This is a genomic window from Curtobacterium subtropicum (genome assembly GCF_030362975.1).
In the GTDB taxonomy this organism is placed as follows: domain Bacteria; phylum Actinomycetota; class Actinomycetes; order Actinomycetales; family Microbacteriaceae; genus Curtobacterium; species Curtobacterium subtropicum.
Genome location: NZ_JAUCMM010000008.1, coordinates 1 through 24,830, shown reverse-complemented (window position 1 = coordinate 24,830; position 24,830 = coordinate 1). Strand labels below are relative to the sequence as shown.

Annotated in this window: 24 protein-coding genes; 16 read left to right on the top strand and 8 right to left on the bottom strand. The window is 70.2% G+C overall.

Annotation, left to right across the window (positions count from 1 at the left end; all coding sequences use genetic code 11):
* Window position 1: 1 nt before the first annotated feature.
* The 11 genes from pdxS to QUG98_RS11690 all read left to right on the top strand — a co-directional run bounded on the left by pdxS (window position 2) and on the right by QUG98_RS11690 (window position 10,974).
* On the top strand, window positions 2-922 hold the full coding sequence (gene pdxS, locus QUG98_RS11740) for a pyridoxal 5'-phosphate synthase lyase subunit PdxS (RefSeq protein ID WP_058727871.1): 921 nt from the start codon (window positions 2-4) through the stop codon (window positions 920-922).
* The gene (gene pdxT / locus QUG98_RS11735) at window positions 919-1,512 is read left to right on the top strand and encodes a pyridoxal 5'-phosphate synthase glutaminase subunit PdxT (protein ID WP_289470697.1); all 594 of its coding nucleotides are present in this window, start codon (window positions 919-921) and stop codon (window positions 1,510-1,512) included. Before pdxS ends, pdxT begins: the two co-directional genes overlap by 4 nt.
* A 198-nt stretch (window positions 1,513-1,710) precedes the next feature.
* Window positions 1,711-2,475, top strand: a complete 765-nt coding sequence (locus QUG98_RS11730) for a YebC/PmpR family DNA-binding transcriptional regulator (protein WP_066654289.1) — start codon at window positions 1,711-1,713, stop codon at window positions 2,473-2,475.
* Between the two features lie 4 nt (window positions 2,476-2,479).
* Entirely contained in the window at window positions 2,480-3,157 is a 678-nt protein-coding gene (gene ruvC, locus QUG98_RS11725) for a crossover junction endodeoxyribonuclease RuvC (RefSeq protein ID WP_289470696.1), read from the top strand.
* 10 nt (window positions 3,158-3,167) lie between these two features.
* The gene (gene ruvA / locus QUG98_RS11720) at window positions 3,168-3,788 is read left to right on the top strand and encodes a Holliday junction branch migration protein RuvA (RefSeq protein WP_289470695.1); all 621 of its coding nucleotides are present in this window, start codon (window positions 3,168-3,170) and stop codon (window positions 3,786-3,788) included.
* Window positions 3,785-4,813 carry a Holliday junction branch migration DNA helicase RuvB gene (gene ruvB, locus QUG98_RS11715; RefSeq protein ID WP_289470694.1) on the top strand — a complete coding sequence of 343 codons (1,029 nt, stop codon included), beginning with the start codon at window positions 3,785-3,787 and terminating at the stop codon, window positions 4,811-4,813. The genes ruvA and ruvB overlap by 4 nt, the downstream gene beginning before the upstream one ends.
* Before the next feature lie 160 nt (window positions 4,814-4,973).
* Window positions 4,974-5,369 (top strand): preprotein translocase subunit YajC, encoded by a 396-nt coding sequence (locus QUG98_RS11710; protein ID WP_289470693.1) that lies wholly within the window; start codon window positions 4,974-4,976, stop codon window positions 5,367-5,369.
* Between the two features lie 90 nt (window positions 5,370-5,459).
* Window positions 5,460-7,208 carry a protein translocase subunit SecD gene (secD, locus tag QUG98_RS11705; protein WP_289470692.1) on the top strand — a complete coding sequence of 583 codons (1,749 nt, stop codon included), beginning with the start codon at window positions 5,460-5,462 and terminating at the stop codon, window positions 7,206-7,208.
* The gene (gene secF, locus QUG98_RS11700; protein ID WP_289470691.1) at window positions 7,208-8,212 is read left to right on the top strand and encodes a protein translocase subunit SecF; all 1,005 of its coding nucleotides are present in this window, start codon (window positions 7,208-7,210) and stop codon (window positions 8,210-8,212) included. The genes secD and secF overlap by 1 nt, the downstream gene beginning before the upstream one ends.
* Entirely contained in the window at window positions 8,212-8,574 is a 363-nt protein-coding gene (locus tag QUG98_RS11695; protein ID WP_289470690.1) for a rhodanese-like domain-containing protein, read from the top strand. The genes secF and QUG98_RS11695 overlap by 1 nt, the downstream gene beginning before the upstream one ends.
* 57 nt (window positions 8,575-8,631) lie before the next feature.
* On the top strand, window positions 8,632-10,974 hold the full coding sequence (locus QUG98_RS11690; protein WP_289470689.1) for a RelA/SpoT family protein: 2,343 nt from the start codon (window positions 8,632-8,634) through the stop codon (window positions 10,972-10,974).
* Window positions 10,975-10,995: 21 nt separating this feature from the next.
* On the opposite strand, the gene QUG98_RS11685 is transcribed toward QUG98_RS11690, so the two are convergent.
* The 3 genes from QUG98_RS11685 to deoC all read right to left on the bottom strand — a co-directional run bounded on the left by QUG98_RS11685 (window position 10,996) and on the right by deoC (window position 13,561).
* A complete protein-coding gene (locus QUG98_RS11685) occupies window positions 10,996-11,568 on the bottom strand; it encodes a type IV toxin-antitoxin system AbiEi family antitoxin (protein ID WP_289470688.1) in 573 nt (190 codons plus the stop codon).
* A gap of 69 nt (window positions 11,569-11,637) precedes the next feature.
* Entirely contained in the window at window positions 11,638-12,597 is a 960-nt protein-coding gene (locus QUG98_RS11680; RefSeq protein WP_289470687.1) for an ROK family protein, read from the bottom strand.
* A gap of 202 nt (window positions 12,598-12,799) precedes the next feature.
* Entirely contained in the window at window positions 12,800-13,561 is a 762-nt protein-coding gene (deoC, locus tag QUG98_RS11675; protein WP_434533440.1) for a deoxyribose-phosphate aldolase, read from the bottom strand.
* Between the two features lie 42 nt (window positions 13,562-13,603).
* Here deoC and QUG98_RS11670 point away from each other — a divergent pair, with 42 nt between their 5' ends.
* The 4 genes from QUG98_RS11670 to QUG98_RS11655 all read left to right on the top strand — a co-directional run bounded on the left by QUG98_RS11670 (window position 13,604) and on the right by QUG98_RS11655 (window position 17,864).
* Window positions 13,604-15,136: an SDR family oxidoreductase gene (locus QUG98_RS11670; RefSeq protein ID WP_289470686.1), complete on the top strand. Its 1,533-nt coding sequence runs from the start codon at window positions 13,604-13,606 to the stop codon at window positions 15,134-15,136.
* Window positions 15,133-15,717: a GDSL-type esterase/lipase family protein gene (locus QUG98_RS11665; protein WP_289470685.1), complete on the top strand. Its 585-nt coding sequence runs from the start codon at window positions 15,133-15,135 to the stop codon at window positions 15,715-15,717. The genes QUG98_RS11670 and QUG98_RS11665 overlap by 4 nt, the downstream gene beginning before the upstream one ends.
* Entirely contained in the window at window positions 15,717-16,169 is a 453-nt protein-coding gene (locus tag QUG98_RS11660) for a DUF6804 family protein (RefSeq protein ID WP_289470684.1), read from the top strand. Before QUG98_RS11665 ends, QUG98_RS11660 begins: the two co-directional genes overlap by 1 nt.
* Window positions 16,170-16,310: 141 nt before the next feature.
* Window positions 16,311-17,864, top strand: a complete 1,554-nt coding sequence (locus tag QUG98_RS11655) for a stealth conserved region 3 domain-containing protein (protein ID WP_289470683.1) — start codon at window positions 16,311-16,313, stop codon at window positions 17,862-17,864.
* 267 nt (window positions 17,865-18,131) lie between these two features.
* On the opposite strand, the gene QUG98_RS11650 is transcribed toward QUG98_RS11655, so the two are convergent.
* From QUG98_RS11650 to ctaE, 5 genes are all read right to left on the bottom strand, one after another.
* Window positions 18,132-19,091 carry a phosphodiesterase gene (locus QUG98_RS11650; RefSeq protein WP_289470682.1) on the bottom strand — a complete coding sequence of 320 codons (960 nt, stop codon included), beginning with the start codon at window positions 19,089-19,091 and terminating at the stop codon, window positions 18,132-18,134.
* 181 nt (window positions 19,092-19,272) lie between these two features.
* On the bottom strand, window positions 19,273-20,961 hold the full coding sequence (qcrB, locus tag QUG98_RS11645) for a cytochrome bc1 complex cytochrome b subunit (RefSeq protein ID WP_289470680.1): 1,689 nt from the start codon (window positions 20,959-20,961) through the stop codon (window positions 19,273-19,275).
* On the bottom strand, window positions 20,961-22,028 hold the full coding sequence (gene qcrA / locus QUG98_RS11640; protein WP_058727855.1) for a cytochrome bc1 complex Rieske iron-sulfur subunit: 1,068 nt from the start codon (window positions 22,026-22,028) through the stop codon (window positions 20,961-20,963). Before qcrA ends, qcrB begins: the two co-directional genes overlap by 1 nt.
* A 33-nt stretch (window positions 22,029-22,061) precedes the next feature.
* Entirely contained in the window at window positions 22,062-22,865 is an 804-nt protein-coding gene (gene qcrC, locus QUG98_RS11635) for a cytochrome bc1 complex diheme cytochrome c subunit (protein ID WP_058727854.1), read from the bottom strand.
* Window positions 22,866-22,886: 21 nt separating this feature from the next.
* Window positions 22,887-23,525, bottom strand: a complete 639-nt coding sequence (gene ctaE / locus QUG98_RS11630; protein WP_058727853.1) for an aa3-type cytochrome oxidase subunit III — start codon at window positions 23,523-23,525, stop codon at window positions 22,887-22,889.
* Between the two features lie 70 nt (window positions 23,526-23,595).
* Between ctaE and trpD the strand changes: the two genes are divergently transcribed.
* Window positions 23,596-24,651 carry an anthranilate phosphoribosyltransferase gene (trpD, locus tag QUG98_RS11625; RefSeq protein ID WP_289470679.1) on the top strand — a complete coding sequence of 352 codons (1,056 nt, stop codon included), beginning with the start codon at window positions 23,596-23,598 and terminating at the stop codon, window positions 24,649-24,651.
* Window positions 24,652-24,830: the final 179 nt, after the last annotated feature.

The window sequence follows — 24,830 nt, the reverse complement described above, 5'->3', positions numbered from 1 at the left end:
CATGAGCGACAGCACCAGCACCTCGGGCACCAACGGCACCTCGATCACCGGCTCCGACCGCGTCAAGCGCGGCCTCGCCGAGATGCTCAAGGGTGGCGTGATCATGGACGTCATCGACGCCGAGCAGGCCCGCATCGCGGAAGAGGCCGGCGCGACCGCCGTCATGGCGCTCGAACGCGTCCCTGCCGACATCCGCGCGCAGGGCGGTGTCGCCCGCATGTCCGACCCGTCGATGATCGAGGAGATCATCGCCGCGGTCTCGATCCCCGTCATGGCGAAGGCCCGCATCGGCCACTTCGTCGAGGCCCAGGTCCTGCAGGAGCTCGGCGTCGACTACATCGACGAGTCCGAGGTCCTGTCGCCCGCCGACTACGTCAACCACATCGACAAGTGGAACTTCACCACGCCCTTCGTCTGCGGTGCCACGAACCTGGGCGAGGCCCTGCGACGCATCACCGAGGGCGCCGCCATGATCCGCTCCAAGGGCGAGGCCGGCACCGGCGACGTGTCCGAGGCCACGAAGCACATCCGCACCATCTCGAAGGAGATCGCGGCGCTCCGGTACCTCAAGGAGGACGAGCTCTACGTCGCGGCGAAGGAGCTCCAGGCACCGTTCGACGTCGTGAAGGAGGTCGCGCAGACCGGCAAGCTCCCGGTCGTCCTCTTCACCGCCGGTGGTGTCGCGACCCCGGCCGACGCCGCGATGATGATGCAGCTCGGCGCGGACGGCGTGTTCGTCGGCTCCGGCATCTTCAAGTCGGGCGACCCGGCGAAGCGTGCCGCGGCGATCGTCAAGGCCGTCACCTTCCACGACGACCCGAAGGTCATCGCGGAGGTCTCCCGCGGCCTGGGCGAGGCCATGGTCGGCATCAACGTCGCCGACGTCCCCGCGCCGCACCGCCTCGCCGAGCGCGGCTGGTGAACGCCCGACCCCGCATCGGGGTCCTCGCGCTGCAGGGCGACTTCCGCGAGCACATCGCGTCGCTGACGGAGCTCGGCGCCGACGTGGTGCCGCTCCGTCGGCCCGAGGAGATCGACGCGCTCGACGGCGTCGTGATCCCCGGCGGTGAGTCGAGCGTCATGGACAAGCTGTCCCGGACGTTCGGTGTCGCCGAGCCGCTCAGCGCGGCGATCCGCGACGGGCTCCCCGCGTACGGCACCTGCGCCGGGATGATCATGCTGTCCGCCCGGATCGCCGCGGGGATCCCGGGGCAGCAGACGCTCGGCGTGCTCGACACCACCGTGCGGCGCAACGCGTTCGGCAGCCAGAACGACTCCTTCGAGACCGACATCCCGATGCCGGCGCTGGGCGAGGCGCCGGTGCACGCGGTGTTCATCCGCGCACCCGTGGTGGAGCAGCACGGCGACGGCGTCGAGGTGCTCGGTGCCCTGGCCGACGGACAGGTCGTCGCGGTGCAGCAGGGCACCGTCCTCGCCAGTGCGTTCCACCCCGAGGTCGCGGGGGAGGACCGTTTCCACCGCCGCTTCCTCGACCTCGTCCGCTCCGCCTGATCGCCCCCGCTCCAACGACGCGGAAGGGAACCAGGTTCCGGACACGGAACCGCGCTGCTTCGTGGTGCCGTGTCCGGAACCAGGTTCCGCGGGGATGGTGGAGCGGACCGCGTCGGGACGCGACCCGCGAGGCGGCGGTGATCCGTGCCTCCCGGCCGGTAGACTGGTGCGGATCTTCCGCTAGACGCAAGGAGCACCGTGTCCGGGCATTCCAAGTGGGCAACGACCAAGCACAAGAAGGCGGTCATCGACCAGCGCCGTGCGAAGTCGTTCGCCAAGCTCATCAAGAACATCGAGGTGGCCGCGAAGATGGGCGGCGCGGACCTGTCGGGCAACCCGACGCTGGTCGACGCCGTGCAGAAGGCCAAGAAGACCTCGGTGCCGAACGACAACATCGACCGCGCCATCAAGCGCGGTGCCGGTCTGACCGGTGAGTCGATCGAGTACACGACGATCATGTACGAGGGCTACGGCCCGAATGGCGTCGCGATGCTCGTCGAGTGCCTCACGGACAACAAGAACCGTGCTGCGGCCGAGGTCCGCACGGCGATGTCCCGCAACGGCGGCACCATGGCCGACCCGGGCAGCGTCGCCTACAACTTCTCCCGCAAGGGCGTCATCTCGGTGACGAAGACCGACGGCCTCGACGAGGACACCGTGATGACGGCCGTGCTCGACGCGGGTGTCGAGGACGTCGTCGACCAGGGCGGTGGCTTCGAGGTCATCACCGAGGCGAGCGACCTCGTCGCGGCCCGCACCGCGCTGCAGGACGCCGGGATCGACTACGACTCCGCCGACGCCGAGTTCGTGCCCGGCGTGAAGGTCCCCGTCGACGCCGACACGGCGCGCAAGGTCTTCAAGCTGATCGACGCACTCGAGGACAGCGACGACGTGCAGAACGTCTACGCCAACTTCGACATCCCCGCGGACGTCCAGGCCGAGCTCGACGAGGACGAGGACTAGTCCGGTGCTCCGCGTGCTCGGGGTCGACCCCGGGCTCACCCGGTGCGGTGTCGGTGTGGTCGAGGTCACACCGAACCGGCGCGCACGGCTCGTCCACGTGACGGTCGTGCGCACGCCGGCGGACATGGCGCTGGAGCAGCGGCTCCTGCGCATCGCCGACGGGATCGCCGCCGAGATCGACGACCACCGCCCCGACGCGGTGGCCGTCGAGCGCGTCTTCGCGCAGGCGAACGTGCGGACGGTCATGGGCACCGCGCAGGCGGCGGGGCTGGCCCTGCACGCCGCAGCCGCCCGTGGCCTGCCGGTCGGGTTGCACACGCCGTCCGAGGTCAAGGCCGCCGTCACCGGCTACGGCAACGCCGACAAGCGCCAGGTGCAGACGATGATCGCGCGGGTGCTCGGCCTCGACGAGGCACCGAAGCCCGCCGACGCCGCCGACGCACTCGCGCTGGCGGTCTGCCACGCCTGGAGGCTCGGATCACCCGACCGCGTCGGCCCCGGCCCGTCGACGCTCACGCCGGCACAACGGGCCTGGCGGGACGCGCAGGCCGGGACCGCGGACTCGCCGCTGGCGCGCGCTGCGGCCGCGGCGTCGCGCCCTGGTGCCGGTGGCGCCGCGGCGGCCCGTCTGGGGGCCGCTGCCGCCGCGCGGCGGTCCGGCTCCGTCGGTGGGCGGCCCTAGGCTCGTGGGCATGATCGCGAGCCTCCGGGGAACCTGCATCGACGTCTCCGGATCGGCCGTCGTGGTCGAGGTCGGGGGAGTGGGGTACGCCGTCACGGTGACGCCCGCGCACGCCCTGACGATGCGCCACGGCTCCGAGGTGTTCCTGCGCACGGCGATGATCGTGCGCGAGGACGAGCACCTGCTCTTCGGGTTCGAGTCGACCGACGCCCTCCAGGTGTTCGACCTGCTCCGCAGCGTCTCCGGCGTCGGGCCGAAGTCGGCGCTCGGCGTCCTCGCCCACATGGACCCGGCGCAGATCGCGAACGCCGTCGCGAGCGAGGACGACGCGGCCTTCCGCAAGGTGTCCGGCATCGGCCCGAAGACCGCGAAGCTCATCACGGTCGCCCTGTCCGGCAAGCTCGTCGCGTTCGAGCAGGCCCCGACGACCGCGGTCGGCACGGGCACGGCTGCGCACCCCGCGTCGGTCGACGTCGTCTCGGCGCTCGTCGGGCTCGGCTGGCGTGAGGACGCCGCGCAGTCCGCGGTCGACGCCGTCGTGACGAACGACCCGGGCGCCGCGGCGATGGGCACGCAGGCGCTGCTCCGCGCCGCGCTCGGCACGCTCCGTCCCGCCGGGGCCGGACGGTGAGCGGCATCACCTCGGCCGGCGCCGAGTCGCAGGAAGAACTGGCGTTCGAGGGCGCGCTGCGGCCGAAGTCCCTCGACGAGTTCGTCGGCCAGCGCAAGGTCCGCGGCCAGCTCGACCTGCTCCTCAAGGCCGCGGCGCTGCAGGAGCGCACACCCGACCACATCCTGATGGCCGGCCCGCCGGGGCTCGGCAAGACCACCCTCGCGATGATCGTCGCGCATGAGTCCGGTCGTCCGCTCCGGATGTCGAGCGGCCCCGCGATCCAGCACGCCGGTGACCTCGCCGCCGTGCTGTCCTCGCTGGTGCCGGGCGAGGTCCTGTTCATCGACGAGATCCACCGCATGGCACGCTCGGCGGAGGAGATGCTCTACCTGGCGATGGAGGACTTCCGCATCGACGTCATGGTCGGCAAGGGTGCCGGCGCGACGAGCATCCCGCTCGACCTCGCGCCGTTCACCCTGGTCGGAGCGACGACCCGCGCGGGCCTCCTGCCGAACCCGCTCCGCGACCGGTTCGGCTTCACGGCCCACCTCGAGTTCTACGAGAAGGACGAGCTCGAACAGGTCCTCATCCGTGCCGCGCACCTGCTCGAGCTGCAGATCGACCGCTCGGCGCTGCGCGAGATCGCCGGGCGCTCCCGCGGGACCCCGCGCATCGCGAACCGCCTGCTGCGCCGTGTGCGCGACTACGCCCTCGTGCACCGCACCTCGGACGGCATGGCAGCCGTGCAGGGCGCACTCGACCTGTACGACGTCGACGAGCTCGGGCTCGACCGGCTCGACCGCGCCGTGGTGGAGACGATGCTCACGCGGTTCGACGGCGGTCCGGTCGGCCTGAACACCCTCGCGGTGTCCGTGGGCGAGGAGTCCGAGACCATCGAGTCGGTGGTGGAACCGTTCCTGGTCCGCGTCGGACTCGTCACCCGGACGCCCCGAGGACGGATCGCGACGCCACAGGCCTGGCGCCACTTCGGGATCACCCCGGGCGAGGGCATCGGCGGGCAGCCCGGGCTGTTCGACGACTGATCTCACATGCAGTATTCTGAGTGACCGACAGCACCATCGTGGGACCACGCTCAGGTGGCTGCCCGATCACGGACACGCCCGTGCCCTAGACTGCTACGGCCCGAAGCCGAGCAACGACCGCTCCGGCTGGATCCGAGCAACCAGAGAAGGCAACGCCCCCATGGACCAATCACTCTTCCTCATCGTCATCATCGTCGCGTTCGCCGCCTTCATGTTCTACAGCAGCCGCAAGCGCAAGAAGCAGCAGGCGGACCTGCAGACGAAGATGGTCCCGGGCGCCCGCGTCATGCTGTCGTTCGGTCTGTACGGCACGCTGCTCTCGGTCGACGACGAGAAGGTCACCGCCGACGTCGAGATCGCGCCGGGCACGGTCGTCACCGTCCACCGCCAGACGCTCTCGCGCGTCGTGGACGACAACGCCTCCGACGTCGAGACGACGGTCGTGGCCGAGGACGACGCCGCGGCACCGAAGCCGGTCGCCGAGCTCGACGGCGACCCGGTCTACGGCGAGCGGGTCGACGAGACCGACCCGACCAAGCGCAAGACCGAAGACTGACGCCCTCGGTCGCCGGGTCAGCAGGCCGGGCGACCCCCACCGCCGCCGGCCGCGTCGCCGTCGGTCCTGAACAGAAAGACGAGACGACCGGTGGCACGATCGACACCCGTCAAGAAGGCGCTGCGCTCGCTCACCTGGTTGGTGATCATCATGGCGGCCCTGGCCGGCCTGAACACCGCTGCGTCGGTGCTCGCGGCCAACAGCAAGGACGACACGAACGAGTGGTTCGCCGGTGCGAGCTGGGTGCCGGAGCTGGCACTCGACCTGCAGGGCGGCACGCAGCTCACCCTCGCCGCGCAGAACACCGAGGGTGGGTCCGTCACCGCGCAGCAGTTGAACCAGGCGGTCAACATCATCCGCCAGCGCATCAACGCGACGGGCGTCTCCGAGTCGCAGATCAACACGCAGGGCACGAACAACATCGTCGTGTCCATCCCCGGCAAGCCGGACAAGGCGACGATCGACCGCATCGAGGCGGCCGCCAAGCTCACCTTCCGCCCGGTGCTCTACACCGAGGCCGCGACGAACACCGCCGTCGGCGGTGACGGAGCGACCGCGTCGCCCACGCCGTACTCGCCGCCCGCGTCGCTCGAGGCGACCCCGAGCACGAAGCCGACGAACGGCAGCGACCTGTCGCAGGTCACGCCGGCCCTGCAGGACCTGTACACGAACTACAACTGCGCGGCCCCGGACGACGTCACCACGGCGCCCGACGACGAGCCGCTCGTCACGTGCGACCAGGACGGCACCGCCAAGTACATCCTCGGCCCCGTCGAGGTCTCCGGTTCGGGCATCAGCAACGCGACCTCGGGTCTCGCCACCGACTCCCAGGGCGCGACCACCGGTCAGTGGGCCGTCAACCTGACGTTCTCGGGCAAGAGCTCCGAGGACTTCCGCGACGTCACGAGCCGCCTCGTCAAGCTCCCCTCGCCGCAGAACCAGTTCGCGATCGTGCTCGACGGCACCGTCATCACGGCGCCCGCCTCGAACGCGGCGATCACGAACGGCAAGGCCCAGATCACCGGCAACTTCACCGCCGAGTCGTCGAAGACCCTGGCGGACCAGCTGAAGTACGGCGCCCTGCCGATCAACTTCCAGGTGCAGTCGAACGAGAACATCTCGGCGACCCTCGGTACCGCGCAGCTCGTCGGCGGGCTCGTCGCGGGCCTGATCGGCCTGATCCTCGTCGTGATCTACTCGATCATCCAGTACCGAGCGCTGGCCTTCGTGACGGTGCTCTCGCTCGGCGTCGCAGCGGCGCTGACCTACCTCGTGATCGCGATCATGTCGTGGCGGGTCGACTACCGCCTGTCGCTCGCGGGTGTCGCCGGGCTCATCGTGGCCATCGGCATCACCGCGGACTCCTTCATCGTGTACTTCGAGCGCATCCGTGACGAACTCCGGGACGGCCGTGGGCTCGAGAGCGCGGTGGAGTCCGGGTGGAAGCGCGCCCTCCGAACGATCCTGGCGTCCGACTCGATCAACTTCCTCGCGGCGGTCGTGCTCTACATCCTCGCCGTGAGCGACGTGAAGGGCTTCGCGTTCACGCTGCTCCTCACGACCCTGATCGACGTCGTCGTCGTGGTGCTCTTCACCCACCCGATGATGCAGCTCATCGCCCGCAGCCGGTTCTTCGGCGAGGGGCACAGGTTCAGCGGACTCGACCCGTCCGCCCTCGGCGCCGTCTACCGCGGCCGGGCGCAGTTCCGTGCGCCGGTCGTGGACGGCAAGCGCCAGCGCAGCGCGGGCGAGGCCCAGCGCCGCCAGACGATCGCAGAGCGGAAGGCCCAGCAGGCCTCCGGCGACAACGGCTCCACGCCGGACGGGAAGGACGACTGATGGCCAGCTTCAGCCAGTTCGGCAGCGACCTCTACACCGGGAAGCGCTCCTACGACATCGTCGGGCGCCGCAAGACCTGGTACCTCATCGCCCTGATCGCGATCGTCGTGTCGCTCGTGGTGCCGTGGCTCCGCGGCGGCTACCACCTCGGCATCGAGTTCACCGGCGGGTCCGAGTTCACGATCTCGAACGCGAAGACCCTCGACCAGTCGATCGCCACGCGCACGGTCGAGTCGGTCGTCCCCGAGGGCATCCCGCGCGTCTCGCAGCTCGGGCAGGACGGCATCCGCGTCCAGACCGAGCAGCTGACGGACCGTGAGACGACCGAGGTGCAGGACGCCCTGGCACAGGCCTACGGCGTGTCCGAGGACCAGGTCGCGTCGACCTACATCGGTGCCACCTGGGGTGCGGACGTCCTCGCGCAGGCGATCCGCGGTTTGGTCATCTTCCTCGCGCTGGCAGCCGTCGTGATGGCCCTCTACTTCCGCACGTGGAAGATGTCGGTGTCCGCCATGGTCGCGCTGCTGCACGACCTGCTCATCACCGCCGGCGTCTACGGCATCGTCGGGCTCGAGGTCACGCCGGCGGCCGTCATCGGCTTCCTCACGATCCTCGGCTACTCGCTCTACGACACCGTCGTGGTGTTCGACAAGGTGCGCGAGAACACCTCGCAGGAGTCGCACCGCACCTTCGTGCAGTCGGTCAACCTCGCCGTCAACCAGACGCTCGTGCGGTCCATCAACACGTCGGTGGTGGCGCTGCTGCCCGTCGCCGCGATCCTCTTCATCGGGTCGTACGTGCTCGGTGCCGGCACGCTGCGCGACATCTCGCTCGCGCTCTTCATCGGCATCATCGTCGGCACCTACTCGACGATCTTCATCGCGTCGCCGATGTACGCCCACCTCCGCGAGAACGAGCCGAAGGTCAAGGAGGCCGACGCGAAGAAGACGCGCGCGGCCGAGAAGCGCCAGCGCGAGGTCGACGCTGCGGCCGAGGTCGTCTGATGGCGGTCGAGGTGCACGACGTCGACGTCGTCGAAGCACGTCGGCGGCTCGACGCGGGCGCGCGCCTGTTCGACGTGCGCGAGCAGGGGGAGTGGGACGAGGTCCACGCGCCCGAGGCCACCCTGGTGCCGATGTCCGAGCTCGTCGCTCGCTGGCAGGAGATCGACGGCGGCGAGCAGCCCGCGATCGTCGTCTGCCACTCCGGTGCCCGGTCCGCCCGGGTCGTCGCCGCGCTCGAGCAGTCGGGGGTGCCGGCGGTGAACCTGACCGGCGGCATGGTCGCGTGGGAGCAGGCGGGCCAGCCGGTCGTCCGGGCCGCCGGCGCCGAGGACGCCCAGGGCGAACCGCGTCACGAGCACTGACCGGACGCGCGTAGGCTTGCCAGACGGTACCCGGACACCGGTCGCAGGAGGCGCATCATGACGGACACCCGTGAGTCCTCTCCCCAGGGTGCGCCCACGCCCAGCGCGAGCCGCCCCGGCTCCGCGCCACGGCCCTCCAGTCCGCTGAACGCGACGACCACCGGCAACCTCGGATCCCTCCGGTCGCTGCTGCCGCGCCTGTTCTCGCGGGCGCAGCCCGCGGGGGCGGTCGACACCCTGATCCGCACCGTCCGGTCACACCACCCCAAGGCCGACGTGACGCTCATCGAGCGGGCGTACACGGTCGCCGAACGCGCACACGACGGGCAGAAGCGGAAGTCGGGCGAGCCGTACATCACGCACCCGGTCGCCGTGGCGCAGATCCTCGCCGACCTGGGGATCGGGACGATCACGATCGCCGCCGCCCTGCTGCACGACACGGTCGAGGACACCGACTACCAGCTCGACCAGCTGCGCTCCGACTTCGGCGACGAGATCGCGATGCTCGTCGACGGCGTGACCAAGCTCGACAAGGTCAAGTACGGCGACAGCGCGCAGGCCGAGACCGTCCGCAAGATGGTCATCGCGATGTCGAAGGACATCCGCGTCCTCGTCATCAAGCTCGCCGACCGCCTGCACAACGCGCGCACCTGGGGCTTCGTGGAGTCCGCCTCGGCCACGCGCAAGGCCAAGGAGACGCTCGAGATCTACGCGCCGCTGGCGCACCGGCTCGGCATCCAGATGATCAAGCTGGAGCTCGAGGACCTGTCGTTCGCGGTCCTGCACCCGAAGCTCTACGTCGAGATCGACAGCCTGGTCAAGGAACGGCAGCCGAAGCGCGAGCAGTTCGTGCAGAACGTCATCGGCACGCTCAAGAAGGACCTGAAGGCCGCGAAGGTGCGCGGCGAGGTGATGGGCCGGCCGAAGCAGTACTACTCGATCTACCAGAAGATGATCGTCCGCGGGCGCGAGTTCGACGAGATCTACGACCTGGTCGGCATCCGGGTCCTCGTGCCGACCGTCCGCGACTGCTACGCGATGCTCGGCTCCGTGCACGCACGGTGGACGCCGCTGCCCGGGCGCTTCAAGGACTACATCGCGACGCCGAAGTTCAACCTCTACCAGTCCCTGCACACCACCGTGCTCGGGCCGCAGGGCCGGGCCGTCGAGATCCAGATCCGCACGCACGAGATGCACCAGCGCGCCGAGTTCGGCGTCGCGGCGCACTGGAAGTACAAGCAGCGTGCGCAGGGCCGTGACGTCGACGCCTCGTCGACCACCGACGACCAGGACATGGCGTGGCTCGCCCACATCACCGACTGGCAGGCCGAGACGAGCGATCCGGGCGAGTTCCTCGACTCGCTGCGCTACGAGATCGGCGCGAAGGAGACGTACGTCTTCACCCCGCAGGGCAAGGTCATCGGCCTGCCGGCCGGTGCCACCCCGGTGGACTTCGCGTACGCGGTGCACACCGAGATCGGGCACCGCACGATGGGTGCCAAGGTGAACGGGCGGCTCGTCCCGCTCGAGAGCACCCTGTCGAGCGGCGACGTCGTCGAGATCTTCACGTCGAAGAACCCCGACTCCGGCCCGAGCCAGGACTGGCTGACCTTCGTGCGGAGCCCTCGGGCGCGCAACAAGATCAAGCAGTGGTTCACCAAGGAGCGCCGCGAAGAGGCGATCGAACAGGGCCGCGACGCGATCGCCCGCGCGATGCGCAAGCAGAACCTGCCGCTGCAGCGCATCATGAGCCAGGACTCCATCGCCGAGGTCGCCTCATCGATGCGGTACGACGACGTCTCCGCGCTGTACGCGGCCGTGGGCGAGGGCCACGTCTCGACGCAGTCCGTCATCGAGAAGGTGCTCGGGAACGTCCAGGCCGAGACCGAGACGGACGAGCCCGAACTCGCCTTCCCACGCCAGGTCACGAGCCGACAGCTCCGCAACAGCGACAGCGGCGTGCTCGTGCGCGGGGCGCCGGACATCCTGGTGAAGCTCGCGAAGTGCTGCACGCCGGTGCCGGGGGACCAGATCGTGGGCTTCATCACCCGCGGCCAGGGCGTCTCCGTCCACCAGGCGTCGTGCACGAACGTCAAGTCGCTGATGAACGAGCCGGACCGGATGATCGAGGTCGAGTGGGCCCCGTCGTCGAAGTCGGTGTTCCTCGTGCAGATCCAGATCGAGGCGCTCGACCGCTCCGGGCTGCTCAGCGACGTCACCCGCGTGCTGACCGACCACCACGTGAACATCCTGTCCGCGACGGTGTCGACGTCGTCCGACCGTCTGGCGCTCAGTCGGTTCGTCTTCGAGATGGGTGACACGACGCACCTCGACCGGGTGCTGAACGCCGTGCGCCGGATCGACGCCGTCTACGACGTGTACCGGGTCAGCGCGGGCTGACGCCGGTCGGCGACCACACGGTCAGGGCCGGCCGCCGGTCGGGGACGGGGACCACCCGGCCGTCGCCCGGTCGAGTCGCCGTGCCGCCTGGCGCACCATCGGGATCGTCCCGAGCGCGTCGAGTCGGCGGCGCACGTCGGCCGTCGAGACCGCCTCGATGGCGACGAGCCCACGGAGAGCGTCGCGGGCGGTCGCATCGAAGGGCCCCGGCGCGCGCAGCAGGTCCACCGCCGTCCGCTCCGGGGTGGTGACGCGGGTACGCCCCAGGCGCACCGTGTCGTCGACGGGGAGGCGCACCTCGCGCAGTCGGACCTCCGGGTCGACGCGCAGTCGGACGGTCGGCGGAACGCTCACCTCGATGGGCGACGGCGGCCGCGAGGTGGCGCCCCAGATCCAGGCCGCGGACCGACCGCTGGCCACCAGCCGGACGTCGGGCACGCGCCACGCGTGCGCGGCGGCGCGCAGCCCGGGCGTCTGCGGCTCAGCGGGGGAGGCCCAGCACCACCCGACGGGGACGAGCTCACCCGCCAGGACGGCGGCCCGCAGCTCTGCCTCCGGCCAGTCGTCGCTGGTCAGCAGGCGAGGCGTCGGCACCCGCTCATCCTGCCGGACGGACGGCGGTGGCGGTCAGCCCTGTGGAGAGCAGCGCGACACGTCCCGGCGTCAGCGCAGCACGTCGGCGCGGTGCACCAGCGCCGCGGCCCCGATGAGCGGTCCGTCCTGGGACAGCCCGGTGGGGACGATCCGCACCTTCGTGACGAAGCCGAACTCGACCCGCTCGGCCACGGCCTCGCGGGCGTACTCGAACAGGTCGGGCGTGACGTGCGAGAAGCCGCCGCCGATCGCCACGACCTCGAGGTCCACCAGGCTCGTGGCCGCAGCGATCGCCTGCCCCAGCGCGCGACCGCTCCGTCGGACCGCGGCCACCGCGATCTCGTCACCGGCGGCGTAGGCCGCGGAGAGCTCCTCCCCGGTGCTCCCGGCGAACCCCTGCCGCTGCGCCCACGCGACGGTCTTCGGCCCGCTGGCCACCGCCTCGAGGCACCCGGTCCCGCCGCAGGCGCACGGGTCGTCGAACCCGCCGCACTCGACGTGTCCGATGTGGCCCGCGTTGCCGGTCGGGCCGCTCACGGTGCGCCCGTGCAGGATCAGCCCGCCGCCGACGCCGGTGGACACGATCATGCCCATGACGTGGTCCGACCCCTGCGCTGCGCCGACCCAGTGCTCGGCCAGGGTGATCGCGAGACCGTCCATCCGGAGCGTGACCGGGATGCCCTCGGGGACGAGGGACGCGATGTTGTCGCGGAGCGGCCACCCGCGCCACACCGGCATGTTGAGGGGGGAGACCAGCCCGTGCTCCTCGTCGACCGGTCCGGCGGCACCCACACCCACCCCGACGAGCCGTGCGTCCGCCGGCAGGGTCGCGAGCGTCGCCGTCACGACCTGGTCGACCGCCGCCTGCAGCTCCTCCGCGCTCCGCAAGGGTCCGGTCGGCTGGCGGTGCCGGGTGCCCGGCAGGACGACGCCCTGGTCGGAGACGAGGGCCGCCTCGACCTTGGTGCCGCCGAGATCGACGGCCAGCGCGATCGCGGGAGAGGGGGACTGGGCTGCGGTGCTGGACATGCGCGCTCCGATGCGGCGGTCTGGAGGCTCGACTCGCCGTGACGACGCGACCTCACGTCGGTGCGAGCCGGCCCGGGCGGTGTGGTCGGGTCGGGTGGTGTCGGTCCGGCCGCGGGCGGGTCGGGTGGTGTGGTCCGGGTGGTGCTGTCAGGGTCCTGTCGTCCGGAGGAGCGGACGGCGGGATCGTCAGGAGGAGGAGGCGTCAGTAGGAGGAGCTGTCGTCGCCGAGTGCGGATGCGGAACCGGTCTCGGCGCGGTGCGCGACCTCGTCGAGGATGCGTGCCGACGCACTCGTGCCGAACCGGTCGGCGCCCGCCTGGACCATCTCGAGCAGCGTGTCGAGCCCGCGCACGCCGCCGGACGCCTTGACGCCGGTGTCGGGGCCGACGGTCTCGCGCATCAGCCGGATGTGCTCGGCCGTCGCACCGCCGCCGGCGAACCCGGTCGAGGTCTTGACGAAGGCGGCACCCGCGCGCTGGGCGGCCCGGGACGCGGTGACGATCTCGTCGTCGGTCAGGAACGCGGTCTCGAGGATGACCTTGACGACGGTGTCGCCTGCCGCGTCGACGACCGCGCGGACGTCCTGCTCGACGCGCTCCCAGTCGCCGGACCGCGCCGCGCCAATGTTCTGCACCATGTCGAGCTCGAACGCACCGTCGGCCAGGGCCTGCAGCGACTCCGCGACCTTGGCGGCGGTGGTGGTGGTGCCGTGCGGGAAGCCGATGACGGTGCCGACCCCGACGCCGGTGCCCTGCAGGCGCTCCACGGCGTGCGCGACGTCACTCGGTCGGACGCAGACGCTGAAGACCCGGTGGGCGGCGGCCTCGTCGAGCTGGGCGTCGACGTCGGCACGGGTCAACTCGGGCTTGAGGATCGCGTGGTCGATGAGGGCGCGCACGGCGTCGGCGCCGAGGTCGTGCTGGTCGGCCCGGTGCTGGGGTGCGGGGATCGCTGCGTTGTCCACCCGGAAAGCCTACCCGGAGGCGACGCGCGTACCGTGCCCTGCATGCAGGTCCTCGTCACCGGTGCGACCGGGTACATCGGCGGGCGTCTCGTCCCCCGCCTCCTCGAGGCCGGACACGACGTCCGCGTCTTCGTCCGCACGCCGCGGAAGCTCCAGGACGTCCCGTGGCACGACGACGTCGAGGTCGCGGAGGGCGACCTGCAGGACGCCGACGCGGTGCGGGGCGCCGTCCAGGACGTCGAGGCCGTCTACTACCTCGCGCACGCCATGGGTGCCGACGGGGACTTCGAGCAGGCCGAACGGGACGCCGTCGAGACGATGGCGCGCGAGGCGCGCGACGCGGGTGTCCGGCGGTTCGTGTACCTGGGCGGGCTGCACCCGGACGGCGAGCTGTCGAAGCACCTCCGGAGCCGGAAGGAGGTCGGGGACGTGCTCCTGGCCTCCGGCGTCCCCACCATCGCGTACCAGGCGGGCGTCGTCATCGGGTCGGGGAGCACCTCGTTCGAGATGATCCGGCACGTGACCGACGTGCTGCCCTGGATGCCCGCGCCCCGGTGGGTCCGCAACCGCATCCAGCCGATCGCCGTCCGCGACGTCCTGTACTACCTGGTCGCCGCGCTCGACATCCCCGCCGACGTCAACCGGACGTTCGACATCGGTGGCCCGGACGTCCTGAAGTACGGGCAGATGCTCAACGGCTACGCGGTCGAGGCCAAGCTGCCCCAGCGGCGCTTCACCGTGCTGCCCGTGCTGACTCCCGGCCTGTCGGCACACTGGTTCAACATCGTCACGCCGATCCCGCGGAAGCTCGCGACCCCGATCATCGAGTCGCTCCAGTTCGAGTGCGTGCAGCGCGAGCACGACATCGACGAGGTCGTGCCGCGTCCGGAGGGCGGACTGACCTCGTACCGTCGTGCCGTCCGGCTCGCCCTGACGAAGATGCGCAAGGGCGAGGTGGAGACGAGCTGGCGGAGCGCCACGCTCACCGCGACCCCGGCGGACCCGCTGCCGAGCGACCCCGAGTGGGCCGGGCACACCGTCTACGTCGACGACCGGAAGCGCCACTCGAGCGCGAGTGCCGAGGACGTCTGGCGCGTCGTCGAGTCGATCGGCGGCGAGAACGGCTGGTACTCGTTCCCCCTCGCCTGGGTCGCGCGCGGTTGGATGGACAAGGTCGCCGGCGGGGTCGGGCTGAACCGCGGCCGCCGGGACCCACACCGCCTCGAGCAGGGCGACGCGCTGGACTGGTGGCGGGTGGAACGGCTCGAGCGGGGACGCTACCTACGGCTCCGAGCGGAGTTCAAGTCGCCGGGCCGCGCCTGGCTCGAGATGCGGGTGTCCCCGAGCGACGACGGCGGCAGCGACTACCACCAGCGGGCGATCTACTTCCCGCAGGGGCTTCCCGGACGCCTGTACTGGTACGGGATCCTGCCGTTCCACGGGATCATCTTCCCCGGCATGGTCGAACGCATCACGGCGGCGGCGGAGCGCGAGTCGCAGCACACGGAGTCGACGGGCCGGAACTGGACCCAGCAGAATGGGGCGCAGGAACCGGTCCACGAGGAGGCAGCATGAGCACCGAACACCCCACCGTCCTGTTCCTGGGCGACAGCATCACCGAGCAGGGGTCCTGGGACCAGTGGCTCCCGGGGGAGCGCACGAGCAACAAGGGTGTCGGCGGCGACACGACCGACGGTGTGCTCGCCCGACTCGACGCCGTGATCGCCGAGCAGCCCGAGGTCATCGTGCTGCTGATCGGCACGAACGACTTCGGCAACCACCGGTCGAGCGTCGAGCACGTGGTCCGCGGGGTCGAGTCGATCCTCGTGACCCTCCGCCGTGAGCTCCCGGGCGTCCGGCTGCTGCTCGTGTCGATCCTGCCCCGCCAGGCCGACTGGTGCGCGAAGATCGAGGAGGCGAACCGGCACCTCCGTCAGTTCGTCGCGACCTGCCACGCCCAGTACCTCGACCTCTGGCCCGCGCTTGCCGAGGACGACCATCTGGCCGAGCGCTACACCGAGGACGGCCTGCACCTGAACGCCGACGGCTACCGCGCCGTCGTGGACGAGCTCGTCCCGGCGCTCGAGCGCGTCCGCGGCCTCCCGCCGATGTCCCGTCCGATCCAGGCCATCGACCTCGAGGAGGCCGGCGCCTGATGGCACGGAAGGGTCGGCCCCCGGCGGGATCGTCGCTGCAGGGGGTGCCCACCGGGCGCCCGGCCGGTCGCCGCTCGGAGACCGCGCGGTCGACAGCCGACGGTACGCCGCCCTTCACCCGTCCCGCTCTCGCCCCCGGCCTGCTCGCGGCCGTGGTGCTCATCGCCTTCGTGGCCGTCATCGACTCCTCCGGGTTCGTGTTCGTCCGGTGGGGCGTGACGGTGCTCGCTCTCATCGTGCTCGTCTTCGCGTTCCGCGGCCGCGCCTGGTGGGCGGTGGCCCTCACCGCCGCGATCGCGGTGTGCTGGAACCCGGTCGTCGTCGTGCCGATCCCCGGGCAGGTCTGGGCGGGCCTGCAGCTCGTCGCGGCGGCCGCGTTCATCGTGGTGGGGATCGCCGTCAAGGTACGGCGCGGGACGGACGCGGGGCGCGCCTCCCGTCCGTCCGCCTGACGCGACCGGTACCGACGCGACCGGCACGCACGCGGCTCGCACCGGGCAGCCGCGGGTCCCGCGCGCTCCCGTCCCGTCGCCGGACGGTAGGATCACAGGAGCCGGGCACAGGGCCCGGACCACTTGATGCGAAGGGCATGGATGAGCCACGAGACCGAGCCGGCGACCGAGAGTCCTCTGCTGAACCCTCGACCGTCCTCCGGCGGTCTCGACCGACCTGACGTCGTCGTCCGCAAGGGACGCCTGACCCTGGTCAACGGGCACCTCACGCCCCAGCAGTCCATGATCGAGGACCTGTTGTTCCTCGACGACGCACTCACCGCCGGTGACGTCGACCACCTGCTCATCCGCGGCAACGACCGACGGCCGGTGATCGCCGTCGACGAGCGCGACCGGCAGCGCGCCGAGAGCGCGATCATGGCCGCCGCAGCCAACGAGCCGTTCTACGCGAAGCCGCCGGGGGAGCCTGCCGTGCTCGTCCTCGACGACGGCCTCGGATCGCTGGACGAGCCGGTACTGCGCGTCTTCCGACCGCGGCTCGAACCCATGGGGCGGCTCCGCTACGGAGCCGAGACGAGCGTCCAGCTGGAGTTCTGGCGCGTCACCGACACCGAGGTGCTCGCTCCCGTCGAGAACGCCCTGATGCGTCGGAGTCTGCCGATCGACGAGTTCGTGCTCGTCGACATCGAGCGCTACGGCCGCACCTGGCGGACGGTGGAGCACATGTTCGACGACCACGTCTCGGACATCCGCTTCCCGATCGACATCGTCTTCTCGTGGGTCGACGGCAACGCGATCGAGTACCAGCGTGCCCGCCAGGCCGCCCAGGCGAACGCCGTGCTGGGGGAGGGCGACGACGCACCCGCACGCTTCCGGCAGATCGACGAGCTGAAGTACGCGCTGCGCTCGGTGCACACCTTCGCGCCGTGGATCCGACAGATCTACATCGCCACCGACTCCCCGGCACCCGCGTGGCTCGCCGACCACCCCAAGGTGCGGATCGTCCGGAGCGAGGAGTTCTTCGCGGACCCCTCGGTGCTCCCGACCCACAACTCGCAGGCCGTCGAGTCCCAGCTGCACCACATCCCGGGCATCAGCGAGCACTTCATCTACTCGAACGACGACATGTTCTTCGGGCGCCTGGTCGAGCCGTCGGTGTTCTTCAGCCCGGGTTCGGTGTCGAAGTTCATCCTCGCGACCACCCGCATCGGCCTCGGCTCGAACAACCCCGCCCGCAGCGGGTTCGAGAACTCCGCCCGGGTGAACCGCCGTCTGCTGCAGCAGCGCTTCGGGGCGGTGACGACCCGGCACCTCGAGCACGCGCCCACGCCGTTGCGCGCCTCGATCATGACCGAGATGGAGCACGAGTTCGCGGCCGAGTTCCGCGCCACGGCCGCCTCGCGGTTCCGGGCGGCGGAGAACATCTCGGTGACGAACTCGCTGTACCACTACTACGCGCTGCTCACCGGTCGGGCGATCGTGCAGGAGAACGCTCCGGTGCGGTACGTCGACACGACGATGCAGTCCGGACTCAAGGCTCTCGACGAGCTGCTCAAGAAGCGCAACGTCGACTTCTTCTGCCTGAACGACGGGAGCTTCCCGGAGGTCTCGGACGAGGAGCGCACCCGGCGCGTGACGGACTTCCTCGAGAAGTACTTCCCGTTCCCGGCGCCGTGGGAGAAGCCCGGCGCCTAGGGCGTGCCAGGGTCCTGTCGGCTCCGCTGGGCCCGGGTTTCTCGTCGCACGACCTGCCGCTCACCTTCGACTCCGGCGGCACGTCGTGCGACCGGAGCGACCGCTGGCGGCACGTCGTGCGACCGGAGCGACCGCTGGCGGCACGCGTCGCGCGACCAGAACGCGCGCGGGCTGCACGCCGTGCGACCAGGGGCGCACGCGCGCGGGCGGCACGTCGTGCGACCACGAGCCGCCCGCTGGTGCTCCGAGCAGGCGGCGGCCAGCGCCTCAGCGGCGGATCGGTGAGGTGGGGACCGTGTCCAGGGTGAACACCGGGATGCTCGCGGTGACCGGGGCCGGCTCGACCGCGGGAGCGATCGTGACCCCGGCTGCGGCGAGTCGGGCCTCGGTCTGCTCCGCTGACACGGGCTCACCGACCGTCGAGTAGTGCCCGATCGGCACGACCGAGTGCACGACGTTGTTCCCGTAGACGTGCACAAGGTTGAACGACTGCGCGCCGTCCTGCCCTCGGGTCCCGCCCTGGTACTCGGTGAGGTCCTGGGTGTAGCACGTCGCACTCGCCACCGACACGGGGACGCCGGCGAACACGGCGCTCGTGGAGTAGTGCAGGTGTCCCGCGATGATCGAGATGACGTCCGAACCCTCGACCACCTCGGCCAGGGCTGCCTGGTCGCGGAGCTCGACGAGGACCGCGAGGTCCTGCACACTCGGCACGGGCGGGTGGTGCATCGCGAGGATCGTCCCGTGCGGCGCTGCCTCGGACAGGACCTCGGCGAGCCAGTCGAGCTGCGCGGGGGAGACCTCCCCGTGGTGCGCACCGGGCACGCTGGTGTCCAGGGTGATGACGCGCAAGCCGTTCACGTCGTAGACGAAGTCGACCGGGCGGTCGGTCGGCTGGAGCCCGAAGAGCTCCTGCCGGAAGGCACCGCGCTCGTCGTGGTTGCCCATGGCCCAGATGACCTGTGCACCGATGCGGCGCGCTGCGGGTTCGACGATGTCGCGGATCCTCGCGTACGCGCCGGGCTCGCCCTTGTCGGCGACGTCACCGGTGACGACGATGGCCTCCGGGCGGGTGCCGGAGGCCTCGATGTCGGCGATGATCGCCGAGAGTCGTGCTGCGGAGTCGACGTCGCCGTAGAGCGCGCCGTCACCCGCCACGAGGTGGGTGTCGCTGAGGTGGAGGAGGAAGTGGTTCGGCCTGGGGTGTTCGGCCGTCCGGCTGTCCATCGGTCTCTCGTTCCGTTGGCGGATGCGTGGTGCAACACGTTGCCACACCGTTCTCGATGAGTCCACCACGCCACTCTGAATCCGAGGTGAACCGGGAGTGGGTCTTGATGAAGTCGAGGCGAACGACGGGACCCCCCGACCACGAGGTGGTCGGGGGGTCCCGTCGTTGTTGCCGAAAAGCCTAGTGGTTGCCGGCGCCGAGCGCCGGCGCCTGGTGGTCGGCCTCCAGCTCCGGGCCGTGGTGCGCCGCGTGCGCTGCCTCGAGTTCCGCCTTCGTGACCGGCGCGATGCGGTCCTCGAAGAAGAAGCGTGACAGGTTCGCACGGACCTTCTGGACACCGGTGATCCGGCCCTTGGCGTCCGGACGGACCATGAGCGGCTTGTACTCGTTGAACTGCAGGAGCTTCCAACGCTCGTACTCGTCGAGCTGCTCGTGGACCTCGATGTACTCGCCGTGCGGCAGTCGGACGATGCGGCCCGACTCGTAGCCGTGCAGGACGATCTCGCGGTCCTTCTTCTGCAGCGCGAGGCAGACGCGCTTCGTGATCCAGAAGGCGACGAACGGGCCGAGGACCGTCGTGGCCTGGATGACGTGGATCACGTGCTCGATCGACACCATGAAGTGGGTGGCGATGATGTCGGACGAGGCGGCAGCCCAGAGCGACGCGTAGAGCGTGATGCCCGCGGCACCGAAGGCGGTGCGGGTCGGGGCGTTGCGCGGACGGTCGGCCAAGTGGTGCTCACGCTTGTCGCCCGTGACCCACGCCTCGAGGAACGGGTAGGCGAACATCGCGACGATGAGCGCCATGAGGACGGCGATCGGCACGAGGATGTTGAACGACACCGTGTAGCCGAACCACACGACCTCCCAGTGCGGCGGCACCAGACGGAGCGCGCCGTCCGCGAAGCCGATGTACCAGTCGGGCTGAGTACCGGCGGACACGGGGGACGGGTCGTACGGGCCGTAGTTCCAGATCGGGTTGATCGTGAACAGCGACGCGATGAGGGCCAGGATGCCCGCGACGATGAAGAAGAAGCCACCGGCCTTCGCGGCGAACGCCGGGAGGATCGGGACGCCCACGACGTTGTCGTTGGTCTTGCCCGGGCCCGCGAACTGCGTGTGCTTGTTGATGACGACGAGCACGAGGTGCACGCCGAGCACCGCGACCAGGATCGCCGGCAGCAGCAGGATGTGCAGCGTGTAGAGGCGGCCGACGATGTCGGTGCCCGGGAACTCGCCGCCGAACAGCAGGTAGGCGATCCAGACGCCGATCACCGGGACGCCCTCGATCATGCCGACGATGATGCGCAGACCGTTGCCGGAGAGCAGGTCGTCGGGAAGCGAGTAGCCGGTGAAGCCCTCGGCCATGGCCAGGATCCACAGCACGAAGCCGAAGACCCAGTTGAGCTCACGGGGCTTGCGGAAGGCGCCGGTGAAGAACACGCGGGCCATGTGCAGCATCACCGAGGCGACGAACAGCAGGGCCGCCCAGTGGTGGATCTGCCGGACGAACAGACCACCGCGGATGTCGAACGAGATGTTCAGGGTGGACTGCAGTGCGGTCGACATCTCGACGCCCTTGAGCGGGACGTACGAGCCGTTGTAGACGACCTCGGTCATCGACGCCTGGAAGAAGAACGTCAGGAACGTCCCCGAGAGCAGGACGACGACGAAGCTGTACAGCGCGACCTCGCCGAGCATGAAGCTCCAGTGGTCGGGGAAGATCTTGCGCCCGACCTCCTTCACCAGGCCCGAGATGCTCGTGCGCTCGTCGATGTAGTTGGCGGTGGCCCCGATGAAGCGGGACCCACGCGTCGGCTCCGGCCGGGTGGCCGTGGTCGGCGCGCTCGTGGTGGTGGTGCTGGTCATCAGCGTTCACGCTCCCAGAAGGACGGTCCGACCGGCTCGTGGAAGTCGCTCTGCGCAACCAGGTAGCCGTCGTCGTCGATCGCGATCGGAAGTTGGGGGAGGGGACGTGCAGCCGGGCCGAAGATGACCTCGCAGTTGTTCGAGACGTCGAACGTCGACTGGTGGCACGGGCACAGCAGGTGGTGCGTCTGCTGCTCGTAGAGCGCGACCGGGCACCCGACGTGGGTGCAGATCTTGGAGTAGGCGACGATGCCGTCGTAGCCCCAGTCCTCGTGCCCCTTGGCGGGGTTGAGGTCCTTCGGGTCGAGACGCATGAGGAGGACGGAGGCCTTGGCCTTCTCCTCGAGCATGTGCTCGGAGTCGAGCATGCCGTCCGGGATGACGTGGAAGACCGAGCCGATGGTGACGTCGGACGCCTTGATCGGCAGACCCGTCGGGTCCTTCGTCAGGCGCATGCCGGACTTCCAGAAGGTGTGGCGCAGGAGCTCGTTCGGGTCCTCCGCCGGGGCGAAGTCGCGAACGAGGACGACGCCGGGCAGCGGGAAGGCCACCAGGGCGCCGATCATCGAGTTGCGGATCAGCTTGCGACGGCTGAAGCCGGACTCCTTGTCGGCGAGCTGGAACGCCTCGACCGCCTTGGCGCGGGTCGCGTCGGTCCCACGGGTGCTGTGGCGCATCTCCGTGATCTCGCGGTCCACCACGAGCGACTTGGACCAGTAGACGGCGCCGAGGCCCAGCGCGAGGAGGGCCAGGGCGATCGCCAGCCCGAGCCAGAGGTTGCCGGCGCGGACGGTGCCGAAGTCCTCGGGGTCGATCGGGAAGGCGATGTACGCCGCGATCGCGAGGACGCTGCCCACGATGGACAGGTAGAAGAACGTGGCGACCTGACGCTCGGCCAGGCGCTGCTTCTTCGGGTCGACGTCGGTGCGGCGCGCGCGGTGCGGCGGCTCACCCGGGTTCTCGAACGGGTCCGCGGGGACGACAGCGGTCCCGGCCGACGTGCTGGTCGCGCCGTGCTTCTCGACAGCCGAGGACGAGTTCAGTGCCTCGTCGTCGTGCTCTGCCATGGTGTTCCCTTCAGTGTCGTTCGACACGGACGATCAGTTGGACTTCGCGGTCAGCCAGACGGTCATCGCGACGACCGCGCCGAGTCCGAAGATCCAGATGAACAGACCCTCTGCCACCGGGCCGAGGGAGCCGAGGGCGAACCCACCGGGCGACTTGTTGTCCTGCACGTACTTCAGGTACGTGATGATGTCGGCCTTCTGCTCCGGCGTCAGGTTCAGGTCGTTGAAGACCGGCATGTTCTGCGGGCCCGTGACCATGGCCTCGTAGATGTGCTTGCCGGAGACCGTCTGCAGGTTCGGGGCGTACTTGCCCTCGGTCAGCGCACCGCCGGCGCCGGCCACGTTGTGGCACATGGCGCAGTTGATGCGGAAGAGCTCGGCGCCTTCGGCAGCGTCACCCTTGCCGTCCGTCAGGGACGAGGAGGGGACCGACGGGCCGGGGCCGAGCGATGCCACGTAGGCACCCATGGCGTCGATCTGCTCGTCCGTGAACTGGGCGGGCTTCTCCTCGGCCTGGGGGCCCTGTGCGGCCATCGGCATGCGGCCGGTACCGACCTGGAAGTCGACCGACGCGGCGCCGACACCGATGAGGGACGGACCCTCGCTGGTGCCCTGGGCGTCGAGGCCGTGGCAGGTGGCGCAGTTCGAGGCGAAGAGCTTCTCGCCCTCGTTGACCTTGGACTGGCTGGACACCGCGGAGGTGGTGCTGTCGTCGGCGTTCGCCGTCGAGCTGAACAGCGCGTACGCACCGCCGGTGGTCATGAGACCGACGACGATGAGCGAGACGGTCGCCATCGGGGAACGGCGGCCCTTCTTGGACTTGCTTCTGGTGAACATGCGGTGGGGGGTGTCCAGTTCCTACTTGAGAAGGTAGATGACAGCGAAGAGGCCGATCCAGACCACGTCGACGAAGTGCCAGTAGTACGACACGACGATCGCGGTGGTCGCCTCCTTGTGCCCGAAGTTCTTGGCGGCGAAGCCGCGGCCGAGGGTGAGGAGGAAGGCGATGAGACCACCCGTGACGTGCAGGCCGTGGAAGCCGGTGGTCATGTAGAACGCGGAACCGTAGGCGCTCGACGAGAGCGTCACGCCCTCGTGCCAGAGGTTCGCGTACTCGAAGATCTGGCCGCAGACGAAGATCGCGCCCATGCAGTACGTGACGAAGAACCACTCCGTCATGCCCCAGTCCTTGGGGTTCCAGCTCGTGCGGTGCACCTGGAAGCGCTCCGCGGCGAACACCGCGAACTGGCAGGCGAAGCTGGACAGCACCAGGATGATCGTGTTCACCGAGGCGAACGGCACCTCGAGCTTGGCGGTCTCGGTCGCCCAGAGCTCGGGCGAGGTGCTGCGCAGCGTGAAGTAGATCGCGAACAGGCCGGCGAAGAACATGACCTCGCTGCCCAGCCACACGATCGTCCCCACGGCAACGGCGTTCGGCCTGTTCAGGACCGGACCGCTGGCGGATCTGGAGAGAGGGGTGCTAGTCACGTCCTCCATTATGGCCGAAACCACTGACAGTGTTTTCGCAGGACACTGGCGGGTCGTTCGAACTCAGTACCATCGAGCCATGTCCCTCACACTCTCCTGGCCTGCAGTCATCAGCGCGCTCATGGCGCACGAGGACCTCTCGATCAGGCAGTCCACGTGGGCCATGGAGGAGATCGTCCAGGGACGCGCGACCGCCGCCCAGATCGCCGCCTTCGCGGTGGCGCTCCGGGCGAAGGGCGAGACCGTCGACGAGGTCGTCGGCTTCCGTGACGCGATCCTCGACGCCGCCGTCCCGCTGGACGTCGACCCGATGGCGCTCGACATCGTCGGCACCGGCGGCGACGTCGTCGGCACCGTGAACGTCTCGACGATGGCGGCGATCGTCATCGCTGCCGCGGGTGTGCCGGTCGTGAAGCACGGCAACCGCGCGAGCTCGTCGAAGTCGGGCTCGAGCGACGTCCTCGCGGCGCTCGGCCTCGACCTGACGATGGACGCCGCGCGTGTCGCGGACACCTTCCGGCGTGTCGGTCTGACCTTCGCGTTCGCGAGCGCCTTCCACCCCGGCTTCGCCCACGCCGCCCCGGTCCGGCGCGAGATCGGCGTCCCGACGGTCTTCAACTTCCTCGGTCCCCTGGTGAACCCCGCGCGGTGCGAGGCGAACGCCGTGGGCGTGGCACAGCTCGAGCTCGTCCCGATCATCACGGGCGTGTTCCAGACCCGGGGCGCGACGGCGCTGGTGTTCCGCGGTGACGACGGACTGGACGAGCTCACGACGACCGGGCACTCGCACATCTGGGAGGTCACCGGCGGCCGGGTCATCGAGCACGACCTCGACCCGCGCGACCTCGGCATCGCCCGCGCCCGCACGGAGGACCTGCTCGGCGGCGACCCCGAGCACAACGCGGCCGTGGTGCACCGCGTGCTCGCGGGGGAGACCGGAGCGGTCCGCGACATCGTGCTGCTGAACGCCGCCGCCGGGCTGGTGTCCTTCCGTCTCGCCGAGGACCCCGAGCAGGCGGACCGGCCGATCCTGCAGCGCTTCCGCGAGCAGCTCGCGGTCGCCGCCCAGGCCGTCGACTCGGGCGACGCCGCGCAGAAGCTCGCCGACTGGGTCGGCGCCGCCCCCGCAGCCTGATCGCATCCCCCTCGAGACGCCGGCGTCGACGCGAGACGCACCGATCACGACGAGACGCCTCCGGATCCGGGGGCGTCTCGTCGTCGAGCGGGCGTCTCGCAGATCGGCTCCGGCCTTGCGCATCGGCTCGCGTGCAGCCGCAACGGCCTGGAGGCGCGGTGCCGGTCCGACGGACCGGC